General features: G+C 40.4%; 27 protein-coding genes. 2 read left to right on the top strand and 25 right to left on the bottom strand.

Annotated features, from left to right (window positions below):
* Positions 1–53: 53 nt before the first annotated feature.
* Together ablB and ablA are read left to right on the top strand one after the other, a co-directional pair.
* Entirely contained in the window at positions 54–893 is an 840-nt protein-coding gene (gene ablB, locus RBQ60_RS04810; protein WP_307885434.1) for a putative beta-lysine N-acetyltransferase, read from the top strand.
* Positions 894–923: 30 nt separating this feature from the next.
* Positions 924–2,210 carry a lysine 2,3-aminomutase gene (ablA, locus tag RBQ60_RS04805; protein ID WP_307885433.1) on the top strand — a complete coding sequence of 429 codons (1,287 nt, stop codon included), beginning with the start codon at positions 924–926 and terminating at the stop codon, positions 2,208–2,210.
* A gap of 219 nt (positions 2,211–2,429) precedes the next feature.
* On the opposite strand, the gene RBQ60_RS04800 is transcribed toward ablA, so the two are convergent.
* The 25 genes from RBQ60_RS04800 to RBQ60_RS04680 all read right to left on the bottom strand — a co-directional run bounded on the left by RBQ60_RS04800 (position 2,430) and on the right by RBQ60_RS04680 (position 26,724).
* Positions 2,430–2,867, bottom strand: coding sequence for a hypothetical protein (locus RBQ60_RS04800; protein ID WP_307885432.1), 438 nt, complete (start codon positions 2,865–2,867; stop codon positions 2,430–2,432).
* A 1,169-nt stretch (positions 2,868–4,036) separates the two neighbouring features.
* Positions 4,037–4,762: a suppressor of fused domain protein gene (locus tag RBQ60_RS04795; protein ID WP_307885431.1), complete on the bottom strand. Its 726-nt coding sequence runs from the start codon at positions 4,760–4,762 to the stop codon at positions 4,037–4,039.
* 44 nt (positions 4,763–4,806) lie between these two features.
* Positions 4,807–5,748 carry a signal recognition particle-docking protein FtsY gene (ftsY, locus tag RBQ60_RS15410; RefSeq protein ID WP_442871382.1) on the bottom strand — a complete coding sequence of 314 codons (942 nt, stop codon included), beginning with the start codon at positions 5,746–5,748 and terminating at the stop codon, positions 4,807–4,809.
* Positions 5,749–6,515: 767 nt separating this feature from the next.
* Positions 6,516–10,079, bottom strand: coding sequence for a chromosome segregation protein SMC (gene smc, locus RBQ60_RS04785; RefSeq protein WP_307885429.1), 3,564 nt, complete (start codon positions 10,077–10,079; stop codon positions 6,516–6,518).
* Positions 10,080–10,101: 22 nt separating this feature from the next.
* Positions 10,102–11,373: a dihydroorotase gene (locus RBQ60_RS04780; RefSeq protein WP_307885428.1), complete on the bottom strand. Its 1,272-nt coding sequence runs from the start codon at positions 11,371–11,373 to the stop codon at positions 10,102–10,104.
* Complete coding sequence (locus RBQ60_RS04775; protein WP_307885427.1) at positions 11,370–12,299, bottom strand: aspartate carbamoyltransferase catalytic subunit; 930 nt, start codon at positions 12,297–12,299, stop codon at positions 11,370–11,372. The genes RBQ60_RS04780 and RBQ60_RS04775 overlap by 4 nt, the downstream gene beginning before the upstream one ends.
* A 19-nt stretch (positions 12,300–12,318) precedes the next feature.
* On the bottom strand, positions 12,319–13,233 hold the full coding sequence (locus RBQ60_RS04770; protein WP_307885426.1) for an RluA family pseudouridine synthase: 915 nt from the start codon (positions 13,231–13,233) through the stop codon (positions 12,319–12,321).
* 1 nt (position 13,234) lies between these two features.
* Positions 13,235–13,717: a signal peptidase II gene (gene lspA, locus RBQ60_RS04765; protein WP_307885425.1), complete on the bottom strand. Its 483-nt coding sequence runs from the start codon at positions 13,715–13,717 to the stop codon at positions 13,235–13,237.
* 305 nt (positions 13,718–14,022) lie between these two features.
* Entirely contained in the window at positions 14,023–14,502 is a 480-nt protein-coding gene (locus RBQ60_RS04760; RefSeq protein ID WP_307885424.1) for a DivIVA domain-containing protein, read from the bottom strand.
* A gap of 16 nt (positions 14,503–14,518) precedes the next feature.
* Complete coding sequence (locus RBQ60_RS04755) at positions 14,519–15,310, bottom strand: YlmH family RNA-binding protein (protein ID WP_307885423.1); 792 nt, start codon at positions 15,308–15,310, stop codon at positions 14,519–14,521.
* A 15-nt stretch (positions 15,311–15,325) separates the two neighbouring features.
* Positions 15,326–15,613 (bottom strand): YggT family protein, encoded by a 288-nt coding sequence (locus RBQ60_RS04750; RefSeq protein WP_307885422.1) that lies wholly within the window; start codon positions 15,611–15,613, stop codon positions 15,326–15,328.
* Between the two features lie 15 nt (positions 15,614–15,628).
* Positions 15,629–16,141, bottom strand: coding sequence for a cell division protein SepF (locus tag RBQ60_RS04745; RefSeq protein WP_307885421.1), 513 nt, complete (start codon positions 16,139–16,141; stop codon positions 15,629–15,631).
* A gap of 30 nt (positions 16,142–16,171) precedes the next feature.
* Positions 16,172–16,879 carry a YggS family pyridoxal phosphate-dependent enzyme gene (locus RBQ60_RS04740; protein WP_307885420.1) on the bottom strand — a complete coding sequence of 236 codons (708 nt, stop codon included), beginning with the start codon at positions 16,877–16,879 and terminating at the stop codon, positions 16,172–16,174.
* 17 nt (positions 16,880–16,896) lie between these two features.
* Positions 16,897–18,546, bottom strand: coding sequence for an HlyD family efflux transporter periplasmic adaptor subunit (locus RBQ60_RS04735; protein ID WP_307885419.1), 1,650 nt, complete (start codon positions 18,544–18,546; stop codon positions 16,897–16,899).
* Between the two features lie 281 nt (positions 18,547–18,827).
* On the bottom strand, positions 18,828–18,962 hold the full coding sequence (locus RBQ60_RS04730; RefSeq protein ID WP_307885418.1) for a hypothetical protein: 135 nt from the start codon (positions 18,960–18,962) through the stop codon (positions 18,828–18,830).
* A gap of 273 nt (positions 18,963–19,235) precedes the next feature.
* Entirely contained in the window at positions 19,236–19,391 is a 156-nt protein-coding gene (locus RBQ60_RS04725) for an XkdX family protein (RefSeq protein ID WP_307885417.1), read from the bottom strand.
* Positions 19,388–19,723, bottom strand: a complete 336-nt coding sequence (locus RBQ60_RS04720; RefSeq protein WP_307885416.1) for a hypothetical protein — start codon at positions 19,721–19,723, stop codon at positions 19,388–19,390. Before RBQ60_RS04720 ends, RBQ60_RS04725 begins: the two co-directional genes overlap by 4 nt.
* Positions 19,724–19,735: 12 nt before the next feature.
* On the bottom strand, positions 19,736–21,073 hold the full coding sequence (locus tag RBQ60_RS04715) for a glycine-rich domain-containing protein (RefSeq protein ID WP_307885415.1): 1,338 nt from the start codon (positions 21,071–21,073) through the stop codon (positions 19,736–19,738).
* Positions 21,066–21,611, bottom strand: a complete 546-nt coding sequence (locus RBQ60_RS04710; protein WP_307885414.1) for a putative phage tail protein — start codon at positions 21,609–21,611, stop codon at positions 21,066–21,068. The genes RBQ60_RS04715 and RBQ60_RS04710 overlap by 8 nt, the downstream gene beginning before the upstream one ends.
* Complete coding sequence (locus tag RBQ60_RS04705; RefSeq protein ID WP_307885413.1) at positions 21,604–22,665, bottom strand: baseplate J/gp47 family protein; 1,062 nt, start codon at positions 22,663–22,665, stop codon at positions 21,604–21,606. The genes RBQ60_RS04710 and RBQ60_RS04705 overlap by 8 nt, the downstream gene beginning before the upstream one ends.
* Positions 22,658–23,059, bottom strand: coding sequence for a DUF2634 domain-containing protein (locus RBQ60_RS04700; protein ID WP_307885412.1), 402 nt, complete (start codon positions 23,057–23,059; stop codon positions 22,658–22,660). Before RBQ60_RS04700 ends, RBQ60_RS04705 begins: the two co-directional genes overlap by 8 nt.
* Positions 23,056–23,466, bottom strand: coding sequence for a DUF2577 domain-containing protein (locus RBQ60_RS04695; RefSeq protein ID WP_307885411.1), 411 nt, complete (start codon positions 23,464–23,466; stop codon positions 23,056–23,058). Before RBQ60_RS04695 ends, RBQ60_RS04700 begins: the two co-directional genes overlap by 4 nt.
* Entirely contained in the window at positions 23,459–24,415 is a 957-nt protein-coding gene (locus RBQ60_RS04690) for an XkdQ/YqbQ family protein (RefSeq protein WP_307885410.1), read from the bottom strand. The genes RBQ60_RS04695 and RBQ60_RS04690 overlap by 8 nt, the downstream gene beginning before the upstream one ends.
* Positions 24,402–25,061, bottom strand: coding sequence for a LysM peptidoglycan-binding domain-containing protein (locus tag RBQ60_RS04685; RefSeq protein ID WP_307885409.1), 660 nt, complete (start codon positions 25,059–25,061; stop codon positions 24,402–24,404). The genes RBQ60_RS04690 and RBQ60_RS04685 overlap by 14 nt, the downstream gene beginning before the upstream one ends.
* Positions 25,054–26,724: a hypothetical protein gene (locus RBQ60_RS04680; RefSeq protein ID WP_307885408.1), complete on the bottom strand. Its 1,671-nt coding sequence runs from the start codon at positions 26,722–26,724 to the stop codon at positions 25,054–25,056. The genes RBQ60_RS04685 and RBQ60_RS04680 overlap by 8 nt, the downstream gene beginning before the upstream one ends.
* Positions 26,725–26,728: the final 4 nt, after the last annotated feature.

The following is a 26,728-nucleotide window of genomic DNA, read 5'->3' as shown; positions in this document are numbered from 1 at the left end:
GTGATATAATAAAGTTGTCAGTTTTGAATTTGAAGTGAACGTAGGAGGTTTACATGTTTGATAAAGTAACTAATTTAGGAGATTCTTGCATCCAGCATGGACATAAGAATAACCGTATTTACTTAATGCACCTTGCACCAAAAGATATGCCACAGATCTTAGATGAGCTGGATTCTTTGGCAAAACAACATACTTATACTAAAATCTTTGTAAAAATACCAAAAAAATACGAAATTTTTTTTTCCACGAAAAACTATATTGCCGAAGGATTTGTAAATAAGTTTTATGATAATTCGGAGGGCTGTGTTTTTATGGCAAAATTCTTAGATAAGCGCAGAAGCACACCCCTAAATCAAGAACAAAATGAAAAAATAATAAAATATGCTCAATCAAAAAAGGAATTTGCCCCTTTGGTTAAAGTAAGCCTTCCAGAGGGCTGTTTATTACGAGAAGCCACACCCTCTGACGCTGAGGATATGGCTGCTTTGTACTCTAGTGTTTTTGAGAGTTACCCTTTTCCCGTATTTGATGTGGAGTACATTAAAAAAACCATGAGAGAAAACATTGTTTATTTCGGTATTTGGAAAGATCATCAACTGATTGCCCTTTCCTCCTGCGAAATGAGCGTTGAAGACAAAAATGTGGAAATGACGGACTTTGCAATTCTTCCCGACCACAGAAGTCAAAAACTTTCCCATATTCTTCTGATGCATATGGAAAAGGAAATGACAAAGCGAGGAATAAAAACAGCCTATACCATAGCTCGTGCAGTCTCTATTGGTATGAACTGTACCTTTGGAAAAAATGGATACGATTATGGCGGTACTTTAATACAGAACACCCACATTGGCGGTGGCTTAGAGGACATGAATTTGTGGTTTAAACCACTCTAAAAAAGTGTGTATATAAAAAGGAGGTTTTCTATGAGTGAGGTCATGATGCTAGAGGAGATACAAACAAAGAGAAGACGATTATTTGGGTATGTAAGCTCAAAAGATTGGTCCAGTTGGACTTGGCAAATGCAAAACAGAATTGAAACGGTGGATGAGCTAAAAGCCCATCTACATCTTACCCAGGAAGAGGAGCAGGGAATCAGAAAGTGTCTAAATTCCTTAAGGATGGCAATTACCCCTTATTACCTTTCCTTAATTGATCCCGATAACCCTGACGATCCAATCAGAAAACAGGCAATTCCCACTTCCTACGAACTAGAAAAATCTGATTGTGATTTAGAAGACCCTCTCCATGAAGAAGGAGACTCCCCTGTTCCTGGTTTAACCCATAGGTATCCTGATCGGGTTCTTCTTTTAATCACCGATAAATGTGCAATGTATTGTAGGCACTGTACAAGAAGAAGATTCGCAGGGCAAAATGACTGCTGTTTGCCAATGTCGCAAATTGATAAAGCAATTGAGTATATTGGAAAAAATCCAATCATTCGTGATGTACTTATTTCAGGAGGAGACCCCCTTCTGTTGTCTGATAATAATTTAGAGCTCATTATTAAAAAATTACGAAACATCCCCCACGTAGAGGTCATTCGAATTGGTACTCGTGTTCCTGTTGTAATGCCCCAAAGAATTACACCAAGGTTGGCAGAGATGTTGAAAAAATACCATCCCCTTTGGATCAACACCCATTTTAATCACCCCAATGAAATTACACCCGAGTCAAAAAAAGCTTGTGAATTATTGGCAAATGTAGGAATTCCCTTAGGAAACCAGGCGGTGCTTTTAAGAGGGGTCAATGATTGTCTTCATGTGATGAAAAAGTTAATGCATGAACTTGTGAAAATCAGAGTAAGGCCGTACTATATCTACCAGTGTGATCTCTCCATGGGAATCAAGCATTTTCGCACAAAAGTCTCCAAAGGAATCGAAATTGTCGAAGGCTTAAGAGGCCACACCTCAGGCTTTGCAGTTCCTACTTTTGTAATTGATGCGCCTGGCGGGGGCGGCAAAATACCCGTTATGCCAAGTTATGTTATATCGAGGGCGGAGAATAAGGTTATCCTTCGTAACTTTGAAGGGGTAATCACCACATACAGCGAGCCGGAAGAATACTCATCCCAATGCCATTGTGAGGTTTGCACGGGAGAAAAAAATGTGGCACCAGTGGGAATCTCAAGATTGGTCCACAATGAAAAAGTATCTCTGGAACCAAAAGGACTTAGAAGGAATTTGCGAAATGGCAATGAAAATAAAAGTTAAATTCGAATTAAAATTATATGGACAAATTAAGAAAAACAAGCTAAATACATGAAAATGCACCATAACTATTGTTATGGTGCATTTTTCTAGTCAATATTTTTTTATTTGCAAACAAATAACATTTTTCTCAAAAAGGCCTCTCTTAGACTTAAATGGCATGATAGTAAATCTATTAGACATAAATGGTATCTTTTTTAAGTACTTATTAAACCAAGGGTATTAAACTTTTTTCATTTTTGCAAACCCTACAAAACTTAATATCAGTTGAACGATTACGAAAGGTGCGTAGATGAACATTAATAGAATGGAAACTGAGTATAAAATTCCTGCTACTAACGCACCCCATCTTGCTCTTGCTACCCAACCAATCCAAGTGAAAATAGTAGCTAGACCAACACACAGCATGTGAGGCATTACTAGCATAGTGGCAATTCCCCCTGCAAGGGCTTCTGTTTGGTCAGCTGATGCTATACTACCCATAAAATATGAAATTAAATATACCAAATATAATGTTCCTAATATAGCAGAAACAAGAAGAATCTTGCTTTTCTTAGGCTTTACAGAAACATCAATTTGGCTATTTGGTGATAATTCCGGTGTTTCTACTAATTCATTACAATCCGTATTATTCTTGCTTTCAAGTTCTGTACCACTCATTTTTTTTCCTCCTCAAATTTAAGTAGTTAACACACATATTCAAAGCCACTTTATGTTGCTCATCTGTAGCCCCACAATTAGGTTTTAATTCGTATGTGTTGTTAACCATTCCTATCAACATAAGAGTTCAAAAGTACCCCATATCAATTTTTTGTTGTAAGCCGTCAACAGTTTTATAGGAAGTGGGTAGATATACATGAGTAATGCTGTCAAAGTAAGACCCCCTTTGGGTATTACAATAGCCACATTTCCACTGAATACCATACCTCATTTCATACTGTTTTTCCTTGACTATCATGGCAAAATTGTAGAGACATTTTAGTCATTCCAAGCTCACTTGAAGTCCTGGTGTTTCGGATGGAAAACCCAAGTTTCTGCCTATAGGCAAACACAGGGCAATGCCGACTCTAGATGCAATTGAGGAAATCCATGGTTTATCATTTTAGTATGTTCTTTGTAACTATATCGTTGAAATATGATTCCAATAAATCAATAGAATTTCTTTGATTGGTTGCAAAGCTTAATGAATCATCTTTGAAAACTTTAAGTTATGTCTAAGTCATTCTTCCGCCGTTACTTCTCCCAAAAATTAGGAACACTACAACCCTATTAACCACAAGGCATTTGTAGTGAAAGTAATACCTTTGGTTAACGGGTGAAAAAAGCAACTCAAAAATTCAGCCATCAACTTGTAGCAAATTACCAATTAATTGGCCTAGTAAGTTGCTGTTTTTATTCCTAGTTATATTTTTAAAACTGGGTATTTCCTTGAAAATAATTGATATTTCCTCATGCCAACTTACTTTGAAGAGATAAGAATCGCCTCTTTCGCTTTGGTTATATAAAGTCCATGAAAAATCTCATTCTAATCATAATACAAATCCATAGTAATGTAAATAATTAACAGTTATATTTTTACATTTCTTTTGCTTCTCCCTATCGCTTTCCAAAGGATGAGGACTTCAAAAAGAAATCCAACCCTATCCCTAAAAACCAAATTTCTCTATATCCTTAGGTTTTACCTGAATCATTTGCTTATTTATATAATAATTCAGTCACGGCTTAATTTCTGTATATAGCCATTTGGCATAAACGGCAATCGGCAGACAGTAATACACACTGTCTGCCGATTATCAACTATTACGGAAAATGATCTACCTTTTTCACTTTCATTTTTCATTATGGTAAACATTGGGTCTATCGGGGAATATAATCATTCCAAAACCATTTAAACTTGAAAGCTTCGTAAGTAAGCCTTCTGTACCTTCCTTCTGTTTCCCTTCAATTTCCTCTTTATACAAGGGAATTAAAGAATAGAAATTAATTTGTGTCCCATCCTTGCTACGTAGCAGGCTAATTTCTTCTTGCAATGCCCCCAGCATTACACCACACAGCTTGGTACTTTCGTCATATGGAACATAATCCTCGGAATTAGGAATTGTATGACCCCAGCCGAGCCATGTTTTATATTCATGGGGAAAGCGAGACAAGTACTTCAGCAAATTCACAGGCCACCATAAACGGTTATCCACTTTGCCATCCTCTGGTAATGGAAGGCTCCATTCTGCGGGAAGCAAAAGCATTAACTCTCCTAGCTCCAAATCTTTATATTGGGGCAACAAATCAGGGGGTAATGTCATTGGCAAAGCGCTCATCCCTACGGTATAAAGCACATGAAAATCTTGCTTTGTAGGTGCCTCTAGTAAATGAATATCAATCTGTAAAAATTCCGAGCTTTGCTCATAAAAAACCCGTTCCTTACGGTCAGGAAACAGTGTTTTCATGTGCTTGTCAATTTCCTTATCATAAGGTGTTGTATGAACCGGTCTTTTTTTTCCCGTTACTTTCGGTTCTTTATAATGATACTCCGAAACTTTCTTCTGATTTTCCATCATAAAACTTCTCCTTAATCTCCAACTTCTCCTTATACAACTGCTTTTTAATCTCCGAATAACGCCCGTGCAAACTCCCTTGCATCAAATTTCTGTAAATCTTGAATACTTTCCCCAACACCAATGTAGCGAACGGGGATTTGCAACTCACTTTTGATTGCCACAACAATACCGCCCTTAGCCGTACCATCCAATTTTGTGAGAATAATCCCTGTGATATCTGCAACCTCTTGGAATACTTTTGCCTGCTGTAAAGCATTTTGCCCAGTGGTAGCGTCCAATACCAAATAAACTTCCTTATGGGCATTGGGATGTTCCCTTTCAATAACCTTTGCAATCTTGCGCAATTCTTCCATGAGATTCTTTTTATTATGCAATCGTCCTGCAGTATCACAAATCAATAGGTCACAATTCTGGCTTCTGGCCGCATGTACCGCATCATAAACCACTGCTGCAGGATCAGAATTTTCCCCTTGCTTAATGACCTCAATGTTAGAACGTTGGCCCCAAACTTCAAGCTGGTCAATGGCCGCCGCACGGAACGTATCGGCCGCTGCCAACAAAACAGAGCGTCCCTCTGCCTTATAACGGCTTGCTAACTTACCAATAGTTGTGGTTTTACCAACACCATTTACCCCGATTACCAACATAACCGATGGATTGGGTAAGCTTTCCTCTTCCTGAATGCCATCCGATAAAATGGCAGTGATTTCATCCGCAAGCATTCCTTTGATTAAAGATGGGTCCGTTGCGTGTTCTCTTTTTACACGCTTACGCAAATTCTCCACTATGGTCATGGTGGTTTGCACACCAATATCCGCCATAATCAAAGCTTCTTCCAGATCTTCAAACAAATCCTCATCAATTTTTGTGAAGCCGCCTAAAACAGCATCTACACCACCCATAATGTTCTTTCGGGTTTTGTCTAATCCGGCTTTCAGCTTTGCAAAAAAACCCAGCTTCTTTTCTTCTTGAGCATGCTCATCCAAAGCTGTCACTTCTTCGGTTGATTCTTCTTGGTTAGGTTCTTCGTAAGATGCCACTTCATCAGTTTCTTCTGGTGTTTCTTCTTCTGGAATTTTTTCTTCCAAAGACCCTTTTTCCTCCCCTAAAGTTTCTTCAACAAAATCAGCAACTGCTTCCGCCAGTTCATTCACAAAAGCTTCCGCTTCCTCGGTGGTTTCTTCTACAAAGCAATCACCCTCAGCGGTTGTAATCAAAATTTCCTCTTCACCACTGGGCTTTTCCACCATTTCTTCTGCTAAACTAGAAAGCTCCTCCACAAAAGCAATACCTTCTGCCTCGTCTTCTGTCGCAAAGGTCTCACCATCTGGCAGGGTGACTTCAATTTCCACCTCGTTCTTTGCGTCTTTTTCTATTTGCTTGGTTTCTTGGTACAATGTATCCTCATTGGCTCTGTGGATATGGATTTCCTCTGCGCCCATGGCCTTGCCAACAGCTTGATTTACCCCTGCTACATCGTTCAGTCCATCTTCCACTTCCAACACAAAATCCACTGTATCACTCTGTGAGGATTCCACTTCAATTCCATCCAGTTCAATTACGCCCTCTTTGTTTTCTTCCGTCAAAGGCTCATCCTTTGTTTTCTTCTTAAAAAAATCAAATAATCCCATTTGTATTCACCTCTAAATCTATATTCCAAGGAATATAATACTTTTACCAGTTGTTGCTCACATTCATACTTTTAACGGACAATAAAAACCTACAGTTACCCTATCTAAAACAGTATATTCGTTTAAATAGCATCTTTTTGCTCATCAGAAAAATCAACAGAAATTAATTTAGATATCCCTTTTTCCTGCATGGTCACGCCGTACAATACATCAGCGTGCTCCATGGTGCCCTTTCTATGGGTTATAACAATAAACTGGGTGTCTTTAGCAAACTTCTTCAAATACAGAGCGTACCTGCTAACGTTTGCATCATCTAAAGCAGCCTCAATTTCATCCAAGATACAGAAAGGGGATGGCTTCATATGCAAAATAGAAAACAAAATGGCAATTGCCGTCAGAGCCCGTTCACCGCCGGAAAGAAGCTGCATATTTTGCAAATTCTTACCCGGTGGCTGGGCCACGATTTCTATGGGAGACTCTAAAACCCGCTCAGTATCAACCAGTTTTAAATACGCCTTACCACCGCCAAACATTTCTTGAAACACACGGCTAAAATTATCAGAAATTACCTGGAATTGCTCTCTAAACTGCTTTTCCATTAAAATTGAAAGCTCATTGATAATGCCTCTCAATTTTTCTTCGGCCTCTAAGATATCCGCCCTTTGCCCCGTTAAAAAGCCATATCTTTCTTTTACTTCCTTATATTGCTCGATGGCACCAACGTTTACGTCTCCCAAAGCTCGTATTGCCCCTCTAATTTCTTTCACAGGGCGGCCTTCCTTTTCATTTTGCCTATTTTGGGCATACTCCTTGGCCATACGATGGGTCATTTCATATTCTTCCCACATTTGGGTCGTAATGCGAATTTTTTCTTCTTCTATTTTCTCTCTTTTTGTCTCAATACGGAAAAGCTCATTTTCCATCTGTCTAGCAGATTCCCTTTGTTCCCTAGCCTGCTCCTCCATCTGTTCCGTTTCTTGGGTAACTTTTCCTTTTTCTTCAGAGGTTTTACCCAAAGCCTCTTGCAACAGAAGGGTTTTTTCACCTAAGGAGTCCCCTTCTATACGCAGTTTATCTTTTAGTTTTTCCTTTTCTTCACTACTTTGAATCAAAGAAGAAATTTTCTGATTATCTTCGTCTATTTGATTGAAAATCCCTTGATTTTCAGAATTTAATCGTAAAATGGTTTCTTGTATGTTAGAAATGTTTTGACTACTTTTAGAGATACTGATTCTAAAACTTGTAATTTCCTCCATCAGCGTGTCACGTTTTCCTTTTTCGTCGCTTAAGTTATTTTGGAACTTACCAAGCTCTGCACTGAACTCCTCCATTTTTCTTTCGGAAAGTGCAAGGGCTTCTTGTTGTTTCTGGATATCCTTATCAGCCCGTGTCAACTGCTCCTTCAGCTGACTTTCCTCCAAAAGAATCAAATGCAATCGTTCCTGATTTTCTTCCACATCGTCATTTGTTTTTTCTCGATCCCCGTGGCTGCTGTTAAGGGTTACGGCTAGCTTCTGCAACTCCATTCGTTTTTCAACAATCTGCTTCTCAACTTCCTCTATATCCTCTTGGGAAAGAGCCAGTTTTTCTTGTAGCCCTTTTACAATTCTTCCTGCACTTTCCAAATCATCCTGCAAGGTGTTGATTTCTCTGCTACGGCTAAAGATATGGGTTGCTTTTTTCTGTTTGGAGCCACCCGTCATAGCCCCCCCTGGGTTTAAAATATCCCCCTCTAAGGTAACCATTTTATACTGATGTTTATACTTCTTTGCCAGTACTACCGCCTGCTCCAAATTGTTAACAATAATGGTTCGTCCCAATAAATTCTCTACAACTTGGCGGTAAACTTCCTCAAATCCTACCAATTCATGGGCAGTGCCAATGACTCCCGCCTCATCTAAAATAGCAGGTCTGCCCTCAAAAGTACGACTTTTGATGGCAGAAATAGGTAGAAAGGTTGCCCTGCCTAAGTTTTTGGCTTTTAAGTAGCCAATGGCTTCTCGGGCATCTTCCTCAGTTTTGGTAACAACATTTTGCAATGCACCGCCTAAAGCTGCTTCAATGGCCACCTCATACGCTTCATCAACCTTTAACAACTGTCCAACAGCACCGCAAATACCCCGATTTTCTTTATCAGGCAAATTCAAAAGACTTTTCACGCTATGAAAAAAGCCTTCGTTTTCCCTTTCCATCTCCTTCAAAACAGATAGTCGGGAGCGAATTTCAGAAAGGTTCTTTTCTTCTTTATAAAGACGATTCTGGGCACCATCCTTCTCTTTCTGGGCTTCTAGCCTGTCCTTCTCCAAAGCTCCCAGTTCATTTTCCATAAAAGAGATGGTTTCTTTCATATCATTCTCTTGTTTATCCAAAACCTGAATATGTACCTCAAACTGATGTATTCGGCTTTCCAAATGACCTTTTTCCCTATGCAACTGTTCCATACGGCTTAAAAATTGTTCTCTTAAAGCCTCACGCTTGGCAATTTCACCCTTAGCCTCTGTGCCAATTTTAATTTGATGAAAAATTTCATCTTTATAGTTTTCAGCTTGAGTTTCATCTCGGTGCAAAGCAGAGTTTAAAGATGCATACGCATCTTCCAATTGCAAAAGTTTTTCCTGCTGATGCTCCTTCTCAATGGAAAGAGCGGTAATACGACTATTACAAAGTTCAAGTTGGTTTTCATTTTCCACTTTCTGCTCCTGCTTTTGGGAAATCTCTTGTCGGATTCTTTCAAGGTTCGTAATATCGTTTTGCCGTTGCTCCTCCGTTAGACGAATTTCTCCCTCTTTGCGTTCTTTTTCCCCTCGGAGCTCTGCAATTTCTTGGTTTTGCTGCTGTAAAAGGGCTTCCAGTTCTTCCGCCTTGGTCTTCAGCCTCTGGGCGGCTTCTTTACTCCGTTCTTCTTGAGAAAGGTGATTTTGCAACTGCTCTTCGGCCAAAGCTTTGTTTTCAATCAGCTTTACCATTTCTTGCTCCATGCTGTCTAAGTCCTTACAAAAAGCTACAACCTCAGCCTGTTTCAATTCTTCTTTGAAGGCCAAATAGCATTTTGCTTTTTCACTTTGCTTTTCCAAGGGTTCCAATTGAACCTCAAGCTCGCCGATGATATCATCCACACGCAGCAAGTTTTGCTGTTCCTTTTCTAACTTACTGGTCGCTTCGTTCCGACGGGTTTTATATTTTACAATGCCTGCAGCCTCTTCGAAAATCCGTCGGCGCTCATCGCCTTTTGCGCTTAGGATTTCATCAATTCTGCCCTGACCGATGATGGAATATCCCTCTCGACCAACGCCCGTATCCATAAAAAGCTCCTGAATATCCTTTAATCGGCACGCCGTACCGTTGATTCGATATTCACTTTCCCCCGAACGAAACACCCGCCTGGTAACTTGAACCTCTGTGTATTCCAAGGGCAGCTTTTGGTCTTGATTATCTATGGTAATAGAAACCTCGGCAAAACCAAGGGGTTTCCTATTTTCTGTTCCCGCAAAAATAACATCCTCCATCTTATCCCCACGGAGGCTTTTCGCTCGCTGTTCACCCAAAACCCAACGAACGGCATCGGAAACATTACTTTTTCCACTGCCATTCGGCCCAACTACTGCCGTTACGCCTTGGTTAAACTCTAATTTTACTTTTTCGGGAAAGGACTTAAAGCCCTGCAGATCCAATCGTTTTAAATACATCCCTGCACCTCGTTTATTTTTATCACATGAGAAGCTTTCCACCAACCATGGTGTAAATCACTCTACCTCTTACTTCCCAATCTGCAAAGGGTGAAAACTTTGCTTTGGAGGCAAAATGTTTGGGATCAATATGGTAGCTTTGGCGTAAATCCACCACGATTAAATCCGCATCCTTCCCCTTCGCAATAGACCCCTTATTATCCAGTTTTAGTATTTCTGCCGGTTTTGTACTCATTAATTCAACTAGTTTCGGGAGAGTAATAATTCCTGTTTTCACTAAGCCTGTATAGCTTAAAGAAAAAGCCGTTTCCAAAGATGAAATACCATACACCGCACTGGCAAATACCTTGCTTTTATCCCCCTCATTGGAAGGGCTGTGTCCCGATGCAATCACATCGATACTTCCATCAGCTATGGCTTTTAATATTGCCTCCACATCCTCATGGGTACGTAATGGCGGGTTTACCTTAGCTAAGGTATTATAATTCTCCACTGCCTCATCCGTCAGGAGGAAATAATGGGGGCAGGTCTCTCCCGTAACCTTTGCACCTCTTTTTTTCGCCTCACGTATTAATTGGGCTGAACCCTTTGTACTCACGTGGGCTATGTGAAGCCTTGCCCCCGTATTTTCCGCTAAAATAATATTTCTAGCAACCATAACTTCTTCTGCCTCTCTGGGCATTCCCGCTAAACCTAGGCAGGATGCCATAAAGCCTTCGTTCATAACTCCCTTGCCTGATAATCCCCGATCCTCGCAATGAGTGATGACAGGCAAATCAAACATTTTGGCATAGAGCATTACATTTCTCAAAAACGATGCTTCGTCGGTAAACTCATCTCCATCGGAAACCCCAACAATGCCAGCGTCAAACATCTCCCCAATTTCCGCCATCTCTTGACCCTTGCATCCCATAGACATACTCCCATAGGGATACATATTAACCAAGGAATTGTTTTTAGATTTTGACACAATGTATTCCACTACAGTTTTATTATCAATAACAGGATCTGTATTGGGCTCACAAGTAATGGTTGTAAATCCGCCCCTTGCTGCACTGCGAGAAGCCGTTTCAATATCTTCTAAGTACTCAAAACCTGGGTCGCAAATATTACAGTGCATATCAATCAACCCTGGTAAAACCATATTTCCCCCAATATCCACTACTTTCCCATCATTTCTGTCTAAATCATTCCCAATTTCTTCGATAATACCATTTTCTACATAAATATCGTATACGTCCTCTTCATCAAAACCTGGAGATACTACCCGACAGTTTTTCAATAAGGTTTTCATCGAAAAGCACCTCCCATTTGTGTCAAGATATAATATATTGCCATTCTAACGGCAACACTATTGGCGATTTGGTCATTAATGATGCATTGGGGGCCATTGATTACACCAGTAGAAATTTCAATCCCCCGACGTATGGGCCCTGGGTGCATCACAATGGCATCTTTTTTTGCATACCGCAACAAGCCCTCATCAATTCGGAAAAATTTCTTGTATTCATCCAAGGAGGGTAAAACCATGGGATGGCGGCTATTTCTATGCATTCGAGTGGTTAAAATAACATCGGCATTGTTCACAGCCTCCCTGGCGTCAAAGTATACATTGACACCAAACCTTTCAATTTCTGGGGAAATCAAGGTGGGTGGGCCGGAAACACGAACTTCTGCACCAAGCTTTGTCAAAGCCCATATATTGCTTTTGGATACACGGCTATGAACCAAATCTCCCACAATGGCAACCTTAAGGCCTTCAAAGCCACCCTTCTGTTCCTTAATTGTCATCAAGTCCAACAAAGATTGGCCCGGATTTTCGTTGAACCCATCCCCTGCATTGATAACAGAGGCCTCTACTGTGCTTGCCATCAGTTGGGATGCACCAGCCATAGGATGGCGTAAAATAATAAAATCCGCCCCCATTTGGTCAACCAACTGTCCCATGTCCAAAAGGCTGTCAAACTCTTTATTTTGAATTGAGCTGGTCATATCCACAACACTGGCACTTAAATGCCTTGCCGCCAATTCATAAGATAGCTTCGCCCTTGCACTAGCCTCGTAAAATAAAATAATAACTGATTTTCCCCTTAAGTGGGGGGACGTTTTATTCTTCTGACTCAAAATATATTTCATAGTCTCTGCCGTACCAAGAATATATCGAATGTCCTCCGCAGACAGGTCTTTTAGACCAAAAAAATCTTTTTTCATCAGCGACATTTTCTGTCCCTCCTAAATTTCAAGCCTTTAATCGCTCTAATAACTTTTTAAAACTATCTGGCAATGGTACTTCAAACTCCATATATTCTCCTGTTGTGGGGTGAATAAAACCCAAGACTTTGGCATGCAATGCTTGTCCTTCCAACTTAAAGGGCTGTTTTTTTGGCCCATACACCAAGTCTCCCAATAAAGGATGTCCAATATAAGTCATATGAACACGAATTTGATGGGTTCTTCCCGTTTCTAGTTGTGCCTCAATCAGCGTAAAATTCCCCATCCGCTCAATTACCCTATAATGGGTTACTGCCCTGCGGCTATGCTTCTGGGTCACTGCCATTTTCTTTCTATCCAAAGGATTTCTACCAATGGGCTGATCCACGATGCCTTCTTCTTCTTGAAAACCGTTAAACACAATGGCATTATACTTTCTTGTAATGCTATGATTCGCCAACTGCTCTGCCAAGGACTGATGGGCAGTGTCATTTTTTGCAATCATTAAAACCCCAGAGGTATCCTTATCAATACGGTGCACAATCCCCGGACGTTTTTCTCCATTAATTCCCGAAAGTTCATCGCCGCAATGAAACATAAGGGCATTTACCAGTGTCCCCGAAGTATGTCCCGGTGCAGGGTGTACAACCATGCCCTGTGGCTTATTCACAATAATAACATCCTTATCCTCATATAGAATATCCAGTGGAATATCTTCTGGTAAAATTTCCACAAGCTTTACCTCAGGAACCTCTACATCAATGACATCCTTCTCCCGCAATTTATAATTCGCTTTCACGCTGGCACCGTTTAAGCGTATATGACCTTCTTCAATCAGCCTTTGTACTCCACTTCGAGAAAGACTTTCCATATTTTCAGCAATAAAAACATCAATGCGACAGCCGATATCATCCTGCTCTGCCCCAAAAGTAAAATATCCCATATTATTCATCCTTTTTCTTTTCTTCTTCAGGGTCTTTGATGACAAACATAATCAAATACGCCAAAACCATAACACCAACTACTACGTAAATATCCGCCACATTAAATACAGGCCACTCAAAAAATGTAAATTCGAAAAAATCAACCACGTATCCTCTAAGAATTCGGTCAATCATATTACCAATAGCCCCTGCAAAAATAAGCACCATGGTCATCCGTACAAACTTATACTCTTTCGTTTTCGGCAAACTTACATAAAAATACAACAAAGCAACAGTAATAACTCCTGTCAACAAGAGAATAAACCACCGTTGACCCGAAAACATCCCAAAAGCTACGCCTGGATTTTTGACAAACGTTAAGTCCATAAAACCATCTATTAAAACCATGGAGCCTATGGGTTGGAGTTTGATCAATGCCATATATTTTGTTGCCTGATCTAATCCAATTAAAATTACTGCTGCGATTGCAGGTATTAACCACATAATTATTTCATCCTTTTTATTTTATTTTCATAGGAATTCCTCATCAATTTTCTAAGCCACGAACTCTGTACTTTTCATCCTAAAATACTTCATTCTTAAATATATTAAAGTGGCCATCTTAGAAAAGGATTACCCTGTAATCTTCAATGAAAAGCTACACACTAAAATGCAAAATAGCCGTGGCAGCAAAATTGCTTTGTCACAGCTTATTTTAGGTGCCACTGTGGTTTGAAAATTAGTTTTCCCCAAACCGCAGAAAAAGCGGCTTCTCGGGAAAAAATCTCTGTCCACCGCTTTTCGGCTTATTATTCGGTTGCTTTTCGTTCTTCGTCCTTTTCAGCTAGGATTTCGTTTTTATCAAGCAATTCAATTTCTGCATATAGTAAAAGTTTAACCCTTGTACGCATTAATTCATAACGGTTTTGCAACGCAATGATTTCCTGCTCCAACTCATAAGATTTTGTCCTTGCGTTTTGTAAAATTTCTTCTGCTTCAAGTTTTGCGTTTTTTACCATGAGTTCCCCTTCTGCCTTAGCTGCCGCTTTCGTTTCTTCCGCTGCAGCCTCTGCCAAGGACAACGTACGCTCTAAGGTTTTTTGCAAGTTGGAAAATTGTTCTGTCTGGGCGCTTGCCTCTTCAACTTTCCCTTTCCCCTTCATGCTTTCACTATAAAGCTTTTCATAATCTTCATAAAGATCATCCAAAAAAGTATCTACCTCTTCAGGTGAGTACCCAACAGCAACTTTCTTAAAATCCTTAGTAGCAATATCGTTTGGTGTAATCACGCAAAATCCTCCTTATCTATATGTACACTTCCAATTCCAAACCGATTCTATCTTTCTTGGTTCTTCCGCCAATTTCACCCACACGGAAGCGACCAAAACCTCGGGCTGAAACCATATCCCCTGTTTTTAATATGTAAGACGTACTGGTAACAACGCCCCAATTTACGTTTACTTTCTCACCTGAAATTAATGTCTGCGCTTTTCCCCTTGAAAGGCGTAAAGCCTCCCCTAAAATGGCATCCAGCCGCATTGACGCTACAGTAACACGACGTAATTCTGTACGCTTTGGCGATAAAATGTGAGCCTTATCTACCATCTTTACAGTTACCGTAGTTTTTGATACTTTTTCTAAATTGGTTTGTATATATTCTGCCATTTCTTCACTGACAAAGCACGCTGCCCCGTCTTCAGAAACCAAAATATCCCCGACTTTGCCTCGCTCTATCCCCAAACCAAGGATAGAACCCAAATAGTCCCTATGGCTTAAATCCGTCTGCCCAAATTTTTTGTTTTTGGGGGCTATTTGTAAGGCCGAAATAGGAAAAATTTCTTGACATATGCAGGCTTGTTTAGGAGCAAAACCAAGAATCATTCGCTCTGCATCCTCCACTCCGCCAAAAGCAAGAACATCTAAATCAGCCACATTATTCAGCCGCTGTAAAAATCGCTCGCACTTTGCCATATCCATAAAATCACTAAATTGCACTTCATAACGCTTTAATGCAAATGTCACCTGATCCAAAACCTTCGCAAAAAGCAATCGTTCTTCTCCATCTTGTATGCCTTTAAGCATCTGTTGCTTATTCACAGAATCACCCGCTTTTTACAGCAACATAATTGCACCCACAATCAATTCCTTTGTAAGCATCATCAAAATCAAAGCAATGATTGGGGAAAAATCCAACATCATCCCACCACCAAGGGGGGATTTATCCAACATTCTGCGACAAGGCCCCAAAATAGGCTCTGTCATGGCATAAAGAAACTGCCCGATCGGGTTATTATACCCCATGGGCAACCAAGAAAGAAGGATACGCCCAAAAATCAGAAGTTCCATTACGTAAAAAAATAGATTAACTGCTTTCATTAACAAAATTTGTAAACTATTCAATATGCATTACCTACCTTATCTACTACTACTTACCCAAGGAAGAATAACTCCCTTTGTTTTTAATTCTTCTTTGAAATCGCCTGAAATATCAACATTTTCTGGTGCAATGATAAAAATGTTGTTGGCAACCCTTTGAATAGAACCTTCTAAGGAATAGCAGGTACCACTTAAAAAGTCCATAATACGCTGTGCAACAGGATACTCCACCTTTTCAAGGTTCACCACAACTGGTCTTTTTGTTTTCACCTGGTCGCAAATTTCCTGCGCATCTTCATAACAAGCGGGTTTAATAATCACTACTTGCATTTGAACATTTGTATTAATACTATATACCTGAGGATTCCCTTTGGAAGTGGTTTTACGAGGTACTGATGTTGCAGAATACTCTGTTTCCCTTGAAATCTCACGCAAACCATAACTGGGTGCCGCTTCCCTTACAGGCATATCATATTCTTCGTCCTCATAATATTCATCATCTTCATATTCGCCAAACATTAAGTCTTTCATTCTATCCAATAATTTAGCCACTTGTCTGCTTCCTCCTAATCGTTACAATCTTTATTTTTCTCGGTTAGAGTAATCTCTTTCGCCAAAAATTCCTGTGCCTACCCTAACGATGGTCGCCCCTTCTTCAATGGCAACTTCATAATCGCCCGTCATCCCCATAGATAGCACATCCATTACTATATTATCAATTTTTTTCCCATTGATGTCAACCTGTAATTGTCTCATTTGACGGAAATATTCCCTATTTTCTTCTGAATTTTCAACAAAAGGTGCCACAGTCATCAAGCCTCTGACACGCAAATGCTCCTTGGTTGAAAGCTCCCGGATGAACGTCTCAGCTTCCTTGGGACTAATGCCAAACTTACTTTCCTCGTTGGCTATATTCACCTCTACCAAAATGTCCATTACCACACCTTTGGCTGCTGCCCTTTTTTCAATTTCATTTGCCAGCTTCAGGCTTTCCACAGAGTGAATCATATCCACTTTGTCGACAACGTATTTTACCTTATTGGTTTGTAAATGGCCAATTAGGTGCCAGTGCACGCTCTCGCCCATAGGCTCGTATTTATCCATAATTTCCTGTACTTTATTTTCACCCAGAGAAGTAAGCCCACACTCTACAGCCTGTTGAATCACCTCAACAGTTTGGGTTTTGCTTACTGCCAAAAGAAGGATATCTTCTCTCTTTCTACCGCTTCTTTGTGCGGCAGCGGAAATTTTAGCTTCTACCGCTTTTATATTTTCTGCTATATGACTCATGTTACTTCTTTCCTTTCTTAATACAAACTTTGACCCTCTTTAATATTCTTTGCATCAGATACAATCAAGTCATAGGCTTGTAACCCATAATTCGTTCCAGAACGAATGATTGCATACTCTTGATTTTGGTCTAAAATGTCTATGGTTACGAATTTAGCCATGGAGCTGTTTGCAACATATACGCCGGTTCTTGGCACCAAATTAGAAACAGTATAGTGGGTTGCACTTTCTCCCGTTCCTTGCAAAATAACGTCTCCTCGTTTCAATTCCCCATTTTGATCAATATAATAATTTACATCGTCGTATGAAACTATGGAAACGGCTAAAAACTTTGTGTTGCTTCCATTTACCAAAAGAACACCTTTGTTCCCCAAGCTCTCTGTAATACATTCTTTGGGAATACTAATCAGAGATTTTTCTACAATGGCATCATTGGGAACCTTTAACCCTTCAATGGCAACTCCATCTAAGTAAAACTCCAAAACTCTTTTGTTGATAAAGGGTTCCATCTGCTCATAGGTGGAAAAAACAACCTTCGTTTCCTTTTCTCCAATCTCAACAGATTGAATTTTTACGTTAACTTGAACGACTTCTTCCTCTAACTGCAAGTTCAATATTTTATTCTCACCTTTGCTCCAATTTACCGTTGCAGAATTGGGAAGAAAGGCAGCAATATACCACTTGTTGCTAGAAACAATTTTAAACAACGGGTCACCCTCAGAAACAGCCTTGGCCTTTGAAATAAAGGTAGTTTTACTATCCCCAATTTGTCCTTTTGTAATGCCATCTAAGGTTTCAGGGGTGAGGGTTTCTTCCAAACCATCATAAGAAAGGGATATTACTCCACTTTCCTGTGCCCGAATGGTACTCTGGTTTTGCGCTAACTTCTGCTCATACTGTGACTTTTCTTCCGTCAGCTGAGAAAGGCTGCCTACATTTTCTGTCAACCAGATCTCGTTTCTTTGTCCCATAAAGGCTTGTACCTGCTCCTTCATATCGTAAAGATAACTTGCATTGGTTTTCATGGACTTTCCTGCATAAGATTCAACAACACGGCGAATATTTTCTTCAATCCTGGCGATGTCCTCAGAAAAGGCAGATAAGTCCGAGCGACTTTTCTGGCTTTTTAAAATATCTTTATCAAGCTTGTCCAACGCACTTTCTATGTCATTCGTTGAGTTCGTATCCTTAACCGTGCAAACCACAGCGTTTTTGGAAACATAATCCCCCTCGGAAAATTGATAGAAGGGTTGCCCTCCTCGATTGCTTCGAACCACCTGTTCACTTCGAACAATTAGACCCGTATATCTCTCTGGTGTATCAATTCCGCCATGTCCCACTGTTTCCACATTCACATCAGAATTTTTTGCGGCCATGGTTATAATCTGCCCAAAAAGGTATAATGCAATAATTATAAAAACAAACATAGGCAAAACTCGACTTACACGAATACGCCTTTTTCTTTTCCTCGGTCTTTCGTCTTCTCTTTTCGGTTGAAAGTCTCTTTTGCTTGTTTCGCCCCTTCCTTGTCCATAGGCAGGATCAAAATGGTATACATTCCCCTTGGTGGGGTATGTCCGTTTCGGTTTAGGCGCTTGCTTTGGGGTTTGTTGTTCGACCTTTTGAGGCCGCTTTTTCTTTCTATGTTTTGAGGAATCTTTTTTCATTGAAATCCTCCTTATCTTCTTTTCAATCAAATTCTATCATAACATTATATAATACTTTTCCTATAAGGTAAACAAAAAATAATCCATAAACCTCCATAGTTCTTCTCCCTTTGCTAAAACCTTGATATCTAGAGGGTTTTCAAATTAATCGGGCTCTCCTTATTGTTTCCGCAAAAAAACGGCTGCTGTCCTTCGACAACAGTCGTTTTGCCCATGAAATAACATTGTAAACAATGACAAATTCCCTTGTTTCAGATTTAATAAAACTACAACAACTATTTCTATCCTTTTTGCTTTAATGCGCTCTGTTCTTGATTAAGACTTCTAAGTAGGTTTGCTGCCTCAGCTGATGTATATTTTATAATTAGCATCTCTCTGTTGTTTTTTGGCATATAGTCATATTTGAATTCTACCATTAATAAGGCTCTTTATCAATTATTTTGCCTTGACATCTATTTGGTGCTTTAAATACCTACCCGTAAGTCAAAAACTCCCCCTACTTTTTATCATTTTTTTCCAAATTTATCCGCCGTTCTGACCTGATCGATTTCGAATGGATATGTTTGCTGTAAAAATTAAATGGTCATAACTTCACACCCCTGACATCCTACAAACTGTTATATTTCACCCCTTTAATACAACAAAAAAGCCCGGATATGCTCCGAGCTTTTCACTAGTTTAAGTATTTGTTATACCGTTAAATCTTCGCCTGTGATTTCCTTGTATTCTGCTGCGGTAATTTTATTAAACTCAACATACTGTTGAAGCTGGTCTTTTCTTACAAAGTTCTTCTCATACCTCGCTTTTAATGAATCAAACATAGGGCTTTTTGTTGCTGTACTCATATCACATTACCTCCTAACATTGCTAATTCAATATCCGCCATTTGCTGTGCCAACATTTCCTGCCCCTGCTGGATTGCAAAGTCCCGTAATTCAGCATCTGCCTGTGCTTGCATGAGAAGTTCCATGCTTCTTGGCTCAGGCTGGGGCTGTAAGCTCACATCCTCCATAAATTCTCCTGTTTCAGGATCATACAGCATACCTATTGCTATAGTATCTACACAGGGAATCGCTAAGACGTTATTCCCTTCGGGATCAGGTGGATAGTATGGCTCCTTTTCTTGATCAAGCAAAACGTCTATTACTCTATTTTTTAAAACCATAGCATAATTCATAGCCTTTCCCCCCTAGCCTACAATATTTATACCTGTGTAAATGATAACTATACCATTTTTTCCACTTCCACCATATCCGCCAAGTAATGATGACGCAGAACTTCCCATTCCGCCGCCACCGCCACCACCGGAGCCATAGCCACTTCCATTTTCTCCGGATGAAGCATATCCCCCGGTATTTTTGCCACCTTGACCCCCATCTCCACCTTTTGCGGCACTTGATTGTTCTCCATCAAAATCTATGCCGCCACCGCCGCCGCCACCACCACCGCCACCGTTATACTGTGTACCGCTTACAGGCTCCTTAACGCCTTTTGCACCACCGGCACCACCATTTACATCTGTGGCAGCCTTCCCTGAATCACCATAAGAGCCGCCACCGCCATTACCTGCACTCCCATGGCCGGTTCCATTTGTTCTGCTTGTAGCATCTGTCCCTCCGAGTCCACCTGAGAGCGTGAGCAATGTGCCCATTATAGTTGGCTTGCCGTCCTTTGCCGAAGGAATATATCCCCCGGTACCTATTGTAATTGCATGGGTTGAACCAGGTGTGACAGCATACTCCTTTTTTATAACAAGCTCACCTTTATCTCCGCCGCCGCCACCCGGTCCCCCCAAAATTTCATCTCGTTTTTCTGCTCCACGGCCGCCGTAACCACCACCGCCAATCGCCGTTATAAATATCTTCGATACACCTTCAGGTATGGTCAAGGTTCCATTTGTTGTGAAATTTTGAATCGGCGTATAAAACGAATATGGTATCATGAAGAATTCTCCTACTGTGGATACATTGACCGTAGAATTTTTTGTTTTGCCTGAAAGCTCTACAACAACGTTATAATTGCCTATTGGAACAGGGGTAATCACAGCGTAAATATTCCCCTCAACCTGCACTGAATTACTTACTGTAATTTCAATCACAAATGGATCTAAATATTTGTCATTGTGCGAAATGGTAAACTTGGTACCGATAAGCCCCTTGCAGACAATTTTAGCAGTGACATTTAAATCCATGTGCACCAGTTTATTCAGCTTTCCCATGACCGTCCCTGTAGTTTCTGTTGCCCCCGTATCATCGGTCTTCCCGATACTTGTAACCATCCCCCAAGTATCATGTATAACTTTATTCAGCTTAGCAAATATCGTTCCTCCAGTTTCACTGCCCCCAGTATCCACAGTAGTTCCAATCCTTGCCTTAATTTCCGCCACATCCACTTCCAACTGCGGATCATTTCCCGCTTCCGCCAAAGCTGCATCAATCTTATCCATATTTTGATTCTGCACCTCCACATTATAAAACTCATTCTGTGCAGGCTTTTCCAATTTAAAATTCCCTGTAAACTCAGCCATTTCCCAATGCCTCCTCTCTTAATCCAACGTGGTTATATGCCTTCATAGCCTCATGGGTAAACTGCCGTAATAATTGGTGTTGGTTGTACATCAACTCCACCGTCAACAGCATGTTCATGGGCACAATCCTCTCCAGCATTTCCCCCACGGCTTCCACATTCTTTTTGTTGGTCAACTCTAGCTTTGATTTTAGGGTAAAGGCACCATAATTGATTTCCAGCCGATACCCCTTTTCCCCACATAGGATGGAAAGCTGACTATGTAGCGTCCGCAACGTATAAGGCAAATTTTCATTGTACCGTGCCAATAACCGAAACTTCCGCTCCTCCAGTGTGTCCGTCGCCTTCGGTGTAATTCTTAACATCCTCTCTCGTCTGGCCACACCTGTTTTTGTTGCCCTGTCAATGAATTGATTATCCAAAACCTGTCCCAATTCACTCCATAAAAAAAGAAGCTCGGGATTCTCAGCCTCTGCAAGCCTCTGAAATTCCTTCACTTCCTTCATTAAGTCGGGAAAATAACTTTGTATCTCAGCCATGGAAATCACCCCTTATGGGAATACAATCCTCTTGTAACATCAAATTCTTTTGCTCCAGATTAATGGTTGTATTTTCAATGTCCAGAATTCCATTCATATCCAAAAGCCTAGACTCAATTTGGGAAATTCGTACCACGATGTTATTGCTTTCTGCCCACACCCTGCTTAATTCTAAAAAGTAACTGTCCAGAATTTCTTGTATATAGGGCTGGCACTCGGCAAAACTCCATCCACTTTCGTAGGTAATGGTTGTAGAAATATCAATTTTCGTTTCCCCTACACCATCAATGGTAACAACATGGTCAATGGGTGCAATTCCTAAGCCTTCCCCCGCATTTTGAGTAGGATCAACAGCAGTCTGAACATCTCCAATTAGACTCTGGGTTGGCTTTCGATACTCTGAATCAATCACCACACATTTCACCGTACCGCCCCCATTCCAAGCACGATATATTTTGCAGCCGCCCACACCAGATATGGCATTGATTTTTTCCAAATAATCCGCTCGATTTCCACCAAAGGCTTGCTTATCAAAGCTGTTCAAATATCGCTTTCGCAAACCCTCCGTACTCTCTGCGTCCTCCCCTGGAGTCAAAACCTCAACCAATTCTGCCTTGGTCAATCCTTTGATAAAATCAATGGGAATCAGCGTACCAAGGTTATGGTTCGCTTGGCTTCCTTCTGTTTCGCAAATGACCTTATAGCTAAAATCTTGAGGAGATATCACCTCTTCCACACTATAGTTAAATTGGTTCAAATTGAAACGGCCGCCAATAGGAACAGAAAGATTAAACACAGCCTTTCCAATTGCTTTTGTGGCTTCATAAGGTGTTATCCCTCTTTCTTTTGCCCTCCGAATAAGGTATTCCCTGCTGGCAGTGTCTGCAAAGGTTTCGTTTAGCACTGTGTCAAGGTCGATATACATCTGGCAAAGCTCTGACGCAGCAGGAGCAAGGGCATCATAAATAATACTCCCCTCTCTCTTATCTATGTCTGGGGGTACCCGATCCAACATCGTGTTTAATATGGTTTCAAAAGTCTTATTTTCATACATTTACATTCACCTGGCTTTCAAAAACTCCCTCTGTGGACTCAACAATAAAGGTCACAAGAAGGGTATTTCTTCTTTTTTCAAAGGAAAAATCCCGTACTTTTTTAATCCGATCGTCTTGTAATAAAGCTTCTTCAATCCTTCTTTTTACTTCTGGATAAACATAAGTCATTTGTCTCCCAAATACTCCCTTTAGTTCTGCTCCATAGTTCCATGAATAAATCACCCAGTCGTACCGCTCTGTTAGGAGTACCTTATACACCGCCTGCTTCACCGCTTCTACCCCGTCACAATACCCGAAAATTTCATTGGTATCCCTGTTTAACCAATAGGTTTTTGAAGGTATAGCCAACCGTTTAAAAATATTCGCCAAATCTTCATTTACTTTCGGTGTCATAATGTCCCACCTCCTACTATATCAAGTACAACAAATTTCTGCCCACCTTTTGCCCGTAATAAAATAACATGATCTCCAACCTTCAGTTTGTTGTGAATTATAAAGGTTTTTCTCCCCACATAAGCGTGGTTATGGGTATGGGGATCTGTGGTTCTGGTGGAATTGTCATCTATGTAACTATGGCTGTGAGTATGGCTTTCGGTACTGTGGTTGACCGTCATACCCACTGAATAATCCACAACTGCCTTTGTTAAAATCAAAAATGACTCCGTCAAGGTGATTTTCCCATCCAACTTAATTTTCAACGGAGCCGCAGAAACCACTTCCCCCATCAAAATATCCATAGGCTTAGATGATTCCATTTGATCCTTTGCCGCCTGCTTTATTAATTGTGCCAAATCAGACAATGAAATCACTTCCTCTCAATGTAAGATCCATCAAATGCATATCCCCTTGAAAAGTATGGGTGACCTTCTCGCAAACAAAGTAATGATTCACATTGATATCCCCTAAATGTAAAGATACCGCAACACTACACCCAGCCCGTACCTTTGGGGAACCAAAAGCATTTTTAATACTTAACGTCCTTGTTTTATGGTTGTAAAGCTCCAAAAGGGTTTTGGCTCTTTTTTCTATGCCAACGTTGGAATTTATCTTTTCGTAATATTGTAATACCCCCCATTTTTCTATATTTCCCTCATCTTTTTCCTCAAAACCCTTTTGATAACCAGCTTCTTTGTCATCATAGGCAAGCTTAATCTGATTATAGGTTTCTCCATCAATGCTAGTTGAATAGTCAAAATCCTCTGCAGTTTCTTGATTCAGCATGATGTCCAGCTTCATGTCTTCGATATTTTTTAGGGTCAGCTTGCCAAAGTCATCATATAATACAAAAAGTTTTTTCGTATTCATAAGGGTAGTGTCAAGCAATTCTTGGAACATATCAAATAAGGTTTTGTCATTTAACAATCCTTTTTCAATGACATACTCCGTATCTGTAATCTCCCCCACCTTCAATGAGAAGATATCCGCCACCGTTGTAATAAATTGGGTAGCAGTAAGCCCCTCAAAGATAAAACTGTCCTTATTTTTCAGGTATCGCAACTGATCATAAGCGGTTACGGAGATGATTTTGCCCTTGTTTCTCTTCTTTTGAAATACATAACCATAAAAAATAGGAACTTCACCCATAAATAGCTGGACTAAGTTCCCCTCTTGGAAATTAAGATTTTCATCTTTAACCACATCAAAGGTTAAAATCCCAGGTGCTCCCGCTCGTTCCGTTGACCATTTTATATCCCCAACGACAACAGGTGTGTATTCCCTCTCACCGTTTATGATTTTAAGTTGTACCAAGCTTTATCACCTGCCCCGGATAAATTAGATTGGGATTGGAAATACCGTTTAATTCGGCAATTTCCTTATATTTCGCACCATCCCCCAACTGTGATTTACAGATTTTCCAAAGACTGTCCCCTTTTTTTACGGTATAAGTAGAGGGTGTGTCCTTCTTGCTGTCCCGCTGCTTTTCTTCTTTCACGATCACTGCGTCTTGCGTGACTTGCACCATTGGGGTATTTACCGATTTATGCTCTTTGTACTGTTTTAGCGTCACACTTGCCATAAAATCCAAACCATTGCCTGTATCTTCGGTAATGGTATAATCCTCCAAAGATACTCTTTCACTGGTCTTAAGTAATTCTTTTCCACTTGGCAGTATTCTTTGAACTTGAAACGTAAAAGGCTCTTTTTTCATTTTCATCAATTCAAGTGCTTCAATATACTGCTGTGCAGTCATAAACCCATCAGGATACTCTGCAAAGGGATACCTTATATGAGGAATAAGAAACTCAAAACTAAACTCCTTAAGCCCTGGAGTTCTTAGAAAGTTAATTTCTCTTCCATCAATTAATTCCATAGTCTTGTTGTTATTCTTTACCTTCATAGTAATTTTACTTGGCGCAACAGGAAGGGTTATCTCCCCTAAAGAAACTTTATACAAGCACATGCACCTCCTCCGCTTGGGTATAGATGGCCTCTCGTAAAACGTCGGTGAATTTGTTCATCACTCCGTCAATATCAAGGTCAGAGCTAATCTTAGCTTCATTTTTAAAGTCTACATTGACCTGTGCTGTGGTAAAACGGTTGATGGCATCTCGTTCAGAAATATCACGAAGATATCTCAAATCCTCTTGTGAAATCTCCATACTGTCCACCATGACACCTGTGTTTCCTGCAGTATTGGCAGTGTTTTGCAAAAGCTCATCCATACCATCATTGCCAACGCCACCTCCACCGAAAAGCCCTTTCCCCTTGTCATAGTTATTAGCAAATGCACCGCTATAACTCTTGTAGTCAAGTTTTTGCATTACATCCTCGAAACCTGCCTTGTCTTTAACATCTTGGGATTTTTTCTGTATTTCGCTTAAAAGACCGTCTAAATTGCTTGTAATATCCAATTCTATACCAGGAATCTTGTTTAAAACGGCTTCTATCCCTTCTGCAATATTTCGAATATAGCCAATAACATTGATGGCTAAATCATAGAACAAAACTTGTATCGCGGCGATAGGGTTTTGGAACACATTTCCAAAAAAATTTACAAATGCCGCAACAAAATTCCAAACAAAGGCAAAGCCATTATAAATGCTTGCTCCCAACACACCAAAAACCCCTGCTATGATGCCAGTGGCTGAAATGCTCGACCCTGTGAATTTGTTAATTGCCGCAACTACCGCATATAAAATGGCAATCAAAGCAATGATACCTAAAATAATCCATGTGATTGGGCAGGTTAAAATTGCAGCGTTAAGACCTTGTTGGGCAGCCGTTTGTGTAAACACGGAAGTGGTCCATGACCCGTTGAATGCCGTACCAATCACGGTAGCGGCGGATTGTAACACCTGTGCTACCCTTCCCGCATCCATGGCTAGGTTATACAAATTCATAGCAGTTGCCGCACCCATAATAAGGGGAGCGAAGCTGCTCCAGCTGTTGGCCAAAAGGTCAGAAACCTTTATAGCTTCCGTTTGTTCCCCCGTTGCGCTTGACCAAACAGACCCCAATACTTGAGAAAGTCCGCTGAATTTGGTATCTATTTCATCCGCAGCGGCAAACATGGAATTTTTCAACTCGTCGGGAGAAGTGTAGCCTTGAGGTATCACACTGCTTAATGTTTCAACAGCAGCGCCGACTTTATCCGGCTTCGCCTGTGCTTGATTTTGTTCAGGAAATTCCACCCCTGTACCTAAGTTCAAATTCGTTTTTCGAATCCCCGAAGCTGCTTCTACATTTCCAAACGTGCCCTTCATTCTGTCAAAAGGACCTTCCCCACTGCTGGTATCTTGATTCTTTTTTACCCGTTGCTGGTTTTTAAACATGCCTTTCATTTCTCCTGAAAGACTTGGCCCACTGGTAATATTCTTGCTAAATTTTTTCTGCTGCTCACCTGCTTCTCTGATGGAAGCTTCTACTTGTTGAAAAGCTACCTTTGTCAAATTCAACTCTTTTCTTGCTACCTGCAAAGAGCGTGTATCAATACAATTTGTAGAAGCTCTGTCCAATGCCTCAAACTGGGCAATTGCAATGTCTAATGCCCTTGTCATTTTTTTAAGCCCTGGTGTCATACCATCAAACATTTGAATTGACGTTTTAATCGTTCCCATTTTC

Origin of the sequence: Anaerotignum sp. MB30-C6 (assembly GCF_030908465.1) — a bacterium.
In the GTDB taxonomy this organism is placed as follows: domain Bacteria; phylum Bacillota; class Clostridia; order Lachnospirales; family Anaerotignaceae; genus Chakrabartyella.
Note: the sequence above shows the minus strand (reverse complement) of the source record. Positions and strands in the feature narration are given on the sequence as shown.

Coding starts and splice junctions, on each gene's coding strand:
- RBQ60_RS04740 (WP_307885420.1), bottom strand. CDS start 16,879: ATGAGTCATATAGCAGAAAATATAAAAGCGGTAGAAGCTAAAATTTCC.
- RBQ60_RS04730 (WP_307885418.1), bottom strand. CDS start 18,962: ATGGTAGAATTCAAATATGACTATATGCCAAAAAACAACAGAGAGATG.
- smc (WP_307885429.1), bottom strand. CDS start 10,079: ATGTATTTAAAACGATTGGATCTGCAGGGCTTTAAGTCCTTTCCCGAA.
- RBQ60_RS04700 (WP_307885412.1), bottom strand. CDS start 23,059: ATGACACCGAAAGTAAATGAAGATTTGGCGAATATTTTTAAACGGTTG.
- RBQ60_RS04725 (WP_307885417.1), bottom strand. CDS start 19,391: ATGAGTACAGCAACAAAAAGCCCTATGTTTGATTCATTAAAAGCGAGG.
- RBQ60_RS04715 (WP_307885415.1), bottom strand. CDS start 21,073: ATGGCTGAGTTTACAGGGAATTTTAAATTGGAAAAGCCTGCACAGAAT.
- ablB (WP_307885434.1), top strand. CDS start 54: ATGTTTGATAAAGTAACTAATTTAGGAGATTCTTGCATCCAGCATGGA.
- RBQ60_RS04720 (WP_307885416.1), bottom strand. CDS start 19,723: ATGAATTATGCTATGGTTTTAAAAAATAGAGTAATAGACGTTTTGCTT.
- RBQ60_RS04680 (WP_307885408.1), bottom strand. CDS start 26,724: ATGGGAACGATTAAAACGTCAATTCAAATGTTTGATGGTATGACACCA.
- RBQ60_RS04705 (WP_307885413.1), bottom strand. CDS start 22,665: ATGTATGAAAATAAGACTTTTGAAACCATATTAAACACGATGTTGGAT.
- RBQ60_RS04780 (WP_307885428.1), bottom strand. CDS start 11,373: ATGAAAACCTTATTGAAAAACTGTCGGGTAGTATCTCCAGGTTTTGAT.
- RBQ60_RS04775 (WP_307885427.1), bottom strand. CDS start 12,299: ATGTCGCTGATGAAAAAAGATTTTTTTGGTCTAAAAGACCTGTCTGCG.
- RBQ60_RS04770 (WP_307885426.1), bottom strand. CDS start 13,233: ATGGGATATTTTACTTTTGGGGCAGAGCAGGATGATATCGGCTGTCGC.
- RBQ60_RS04735 (WP_307885419.1), bottom strand. CDS start 18,546: ATGAAAAAAGATTCCTCAAAACATAGAAAGAAAAAGCGGCCTCAAAAG.
- ablA (WP_307885433.1), top strand. CDS start 924: ATGAGTGAGGTCATGATGCTAGAGGAGATACAAACAAAGAGAAGACGA.
- RBQ60_RS04710 (WP_307885414.1), bottom strand. CDS start 21,611: ATGGCTGAGATACAAAGTTATTTTCCCGACTTAATGAAGGAAGTGAAG.
- lspA (WP_307885425.1), bottom strand. CDS start 13,717: ATGTGGTTAATACCTGCAATCGCAGCAGTAATTTTAATTGGATTAGAT.
- RBQ60_RS04795 (WP_307885431.1), bottom strand. CDS start 4,762: ATGATGGAAAATCAGAAGAAAGTTTCGGAGTATCATTATAAAGAACCG.
- RBQ60_RS04800 (WP_307885432.1), bottom strand. CDS start 2,867: ATGAGTGGTACAGAACTTGAAAGCAAGAATAATACGGATTGTAATGAA.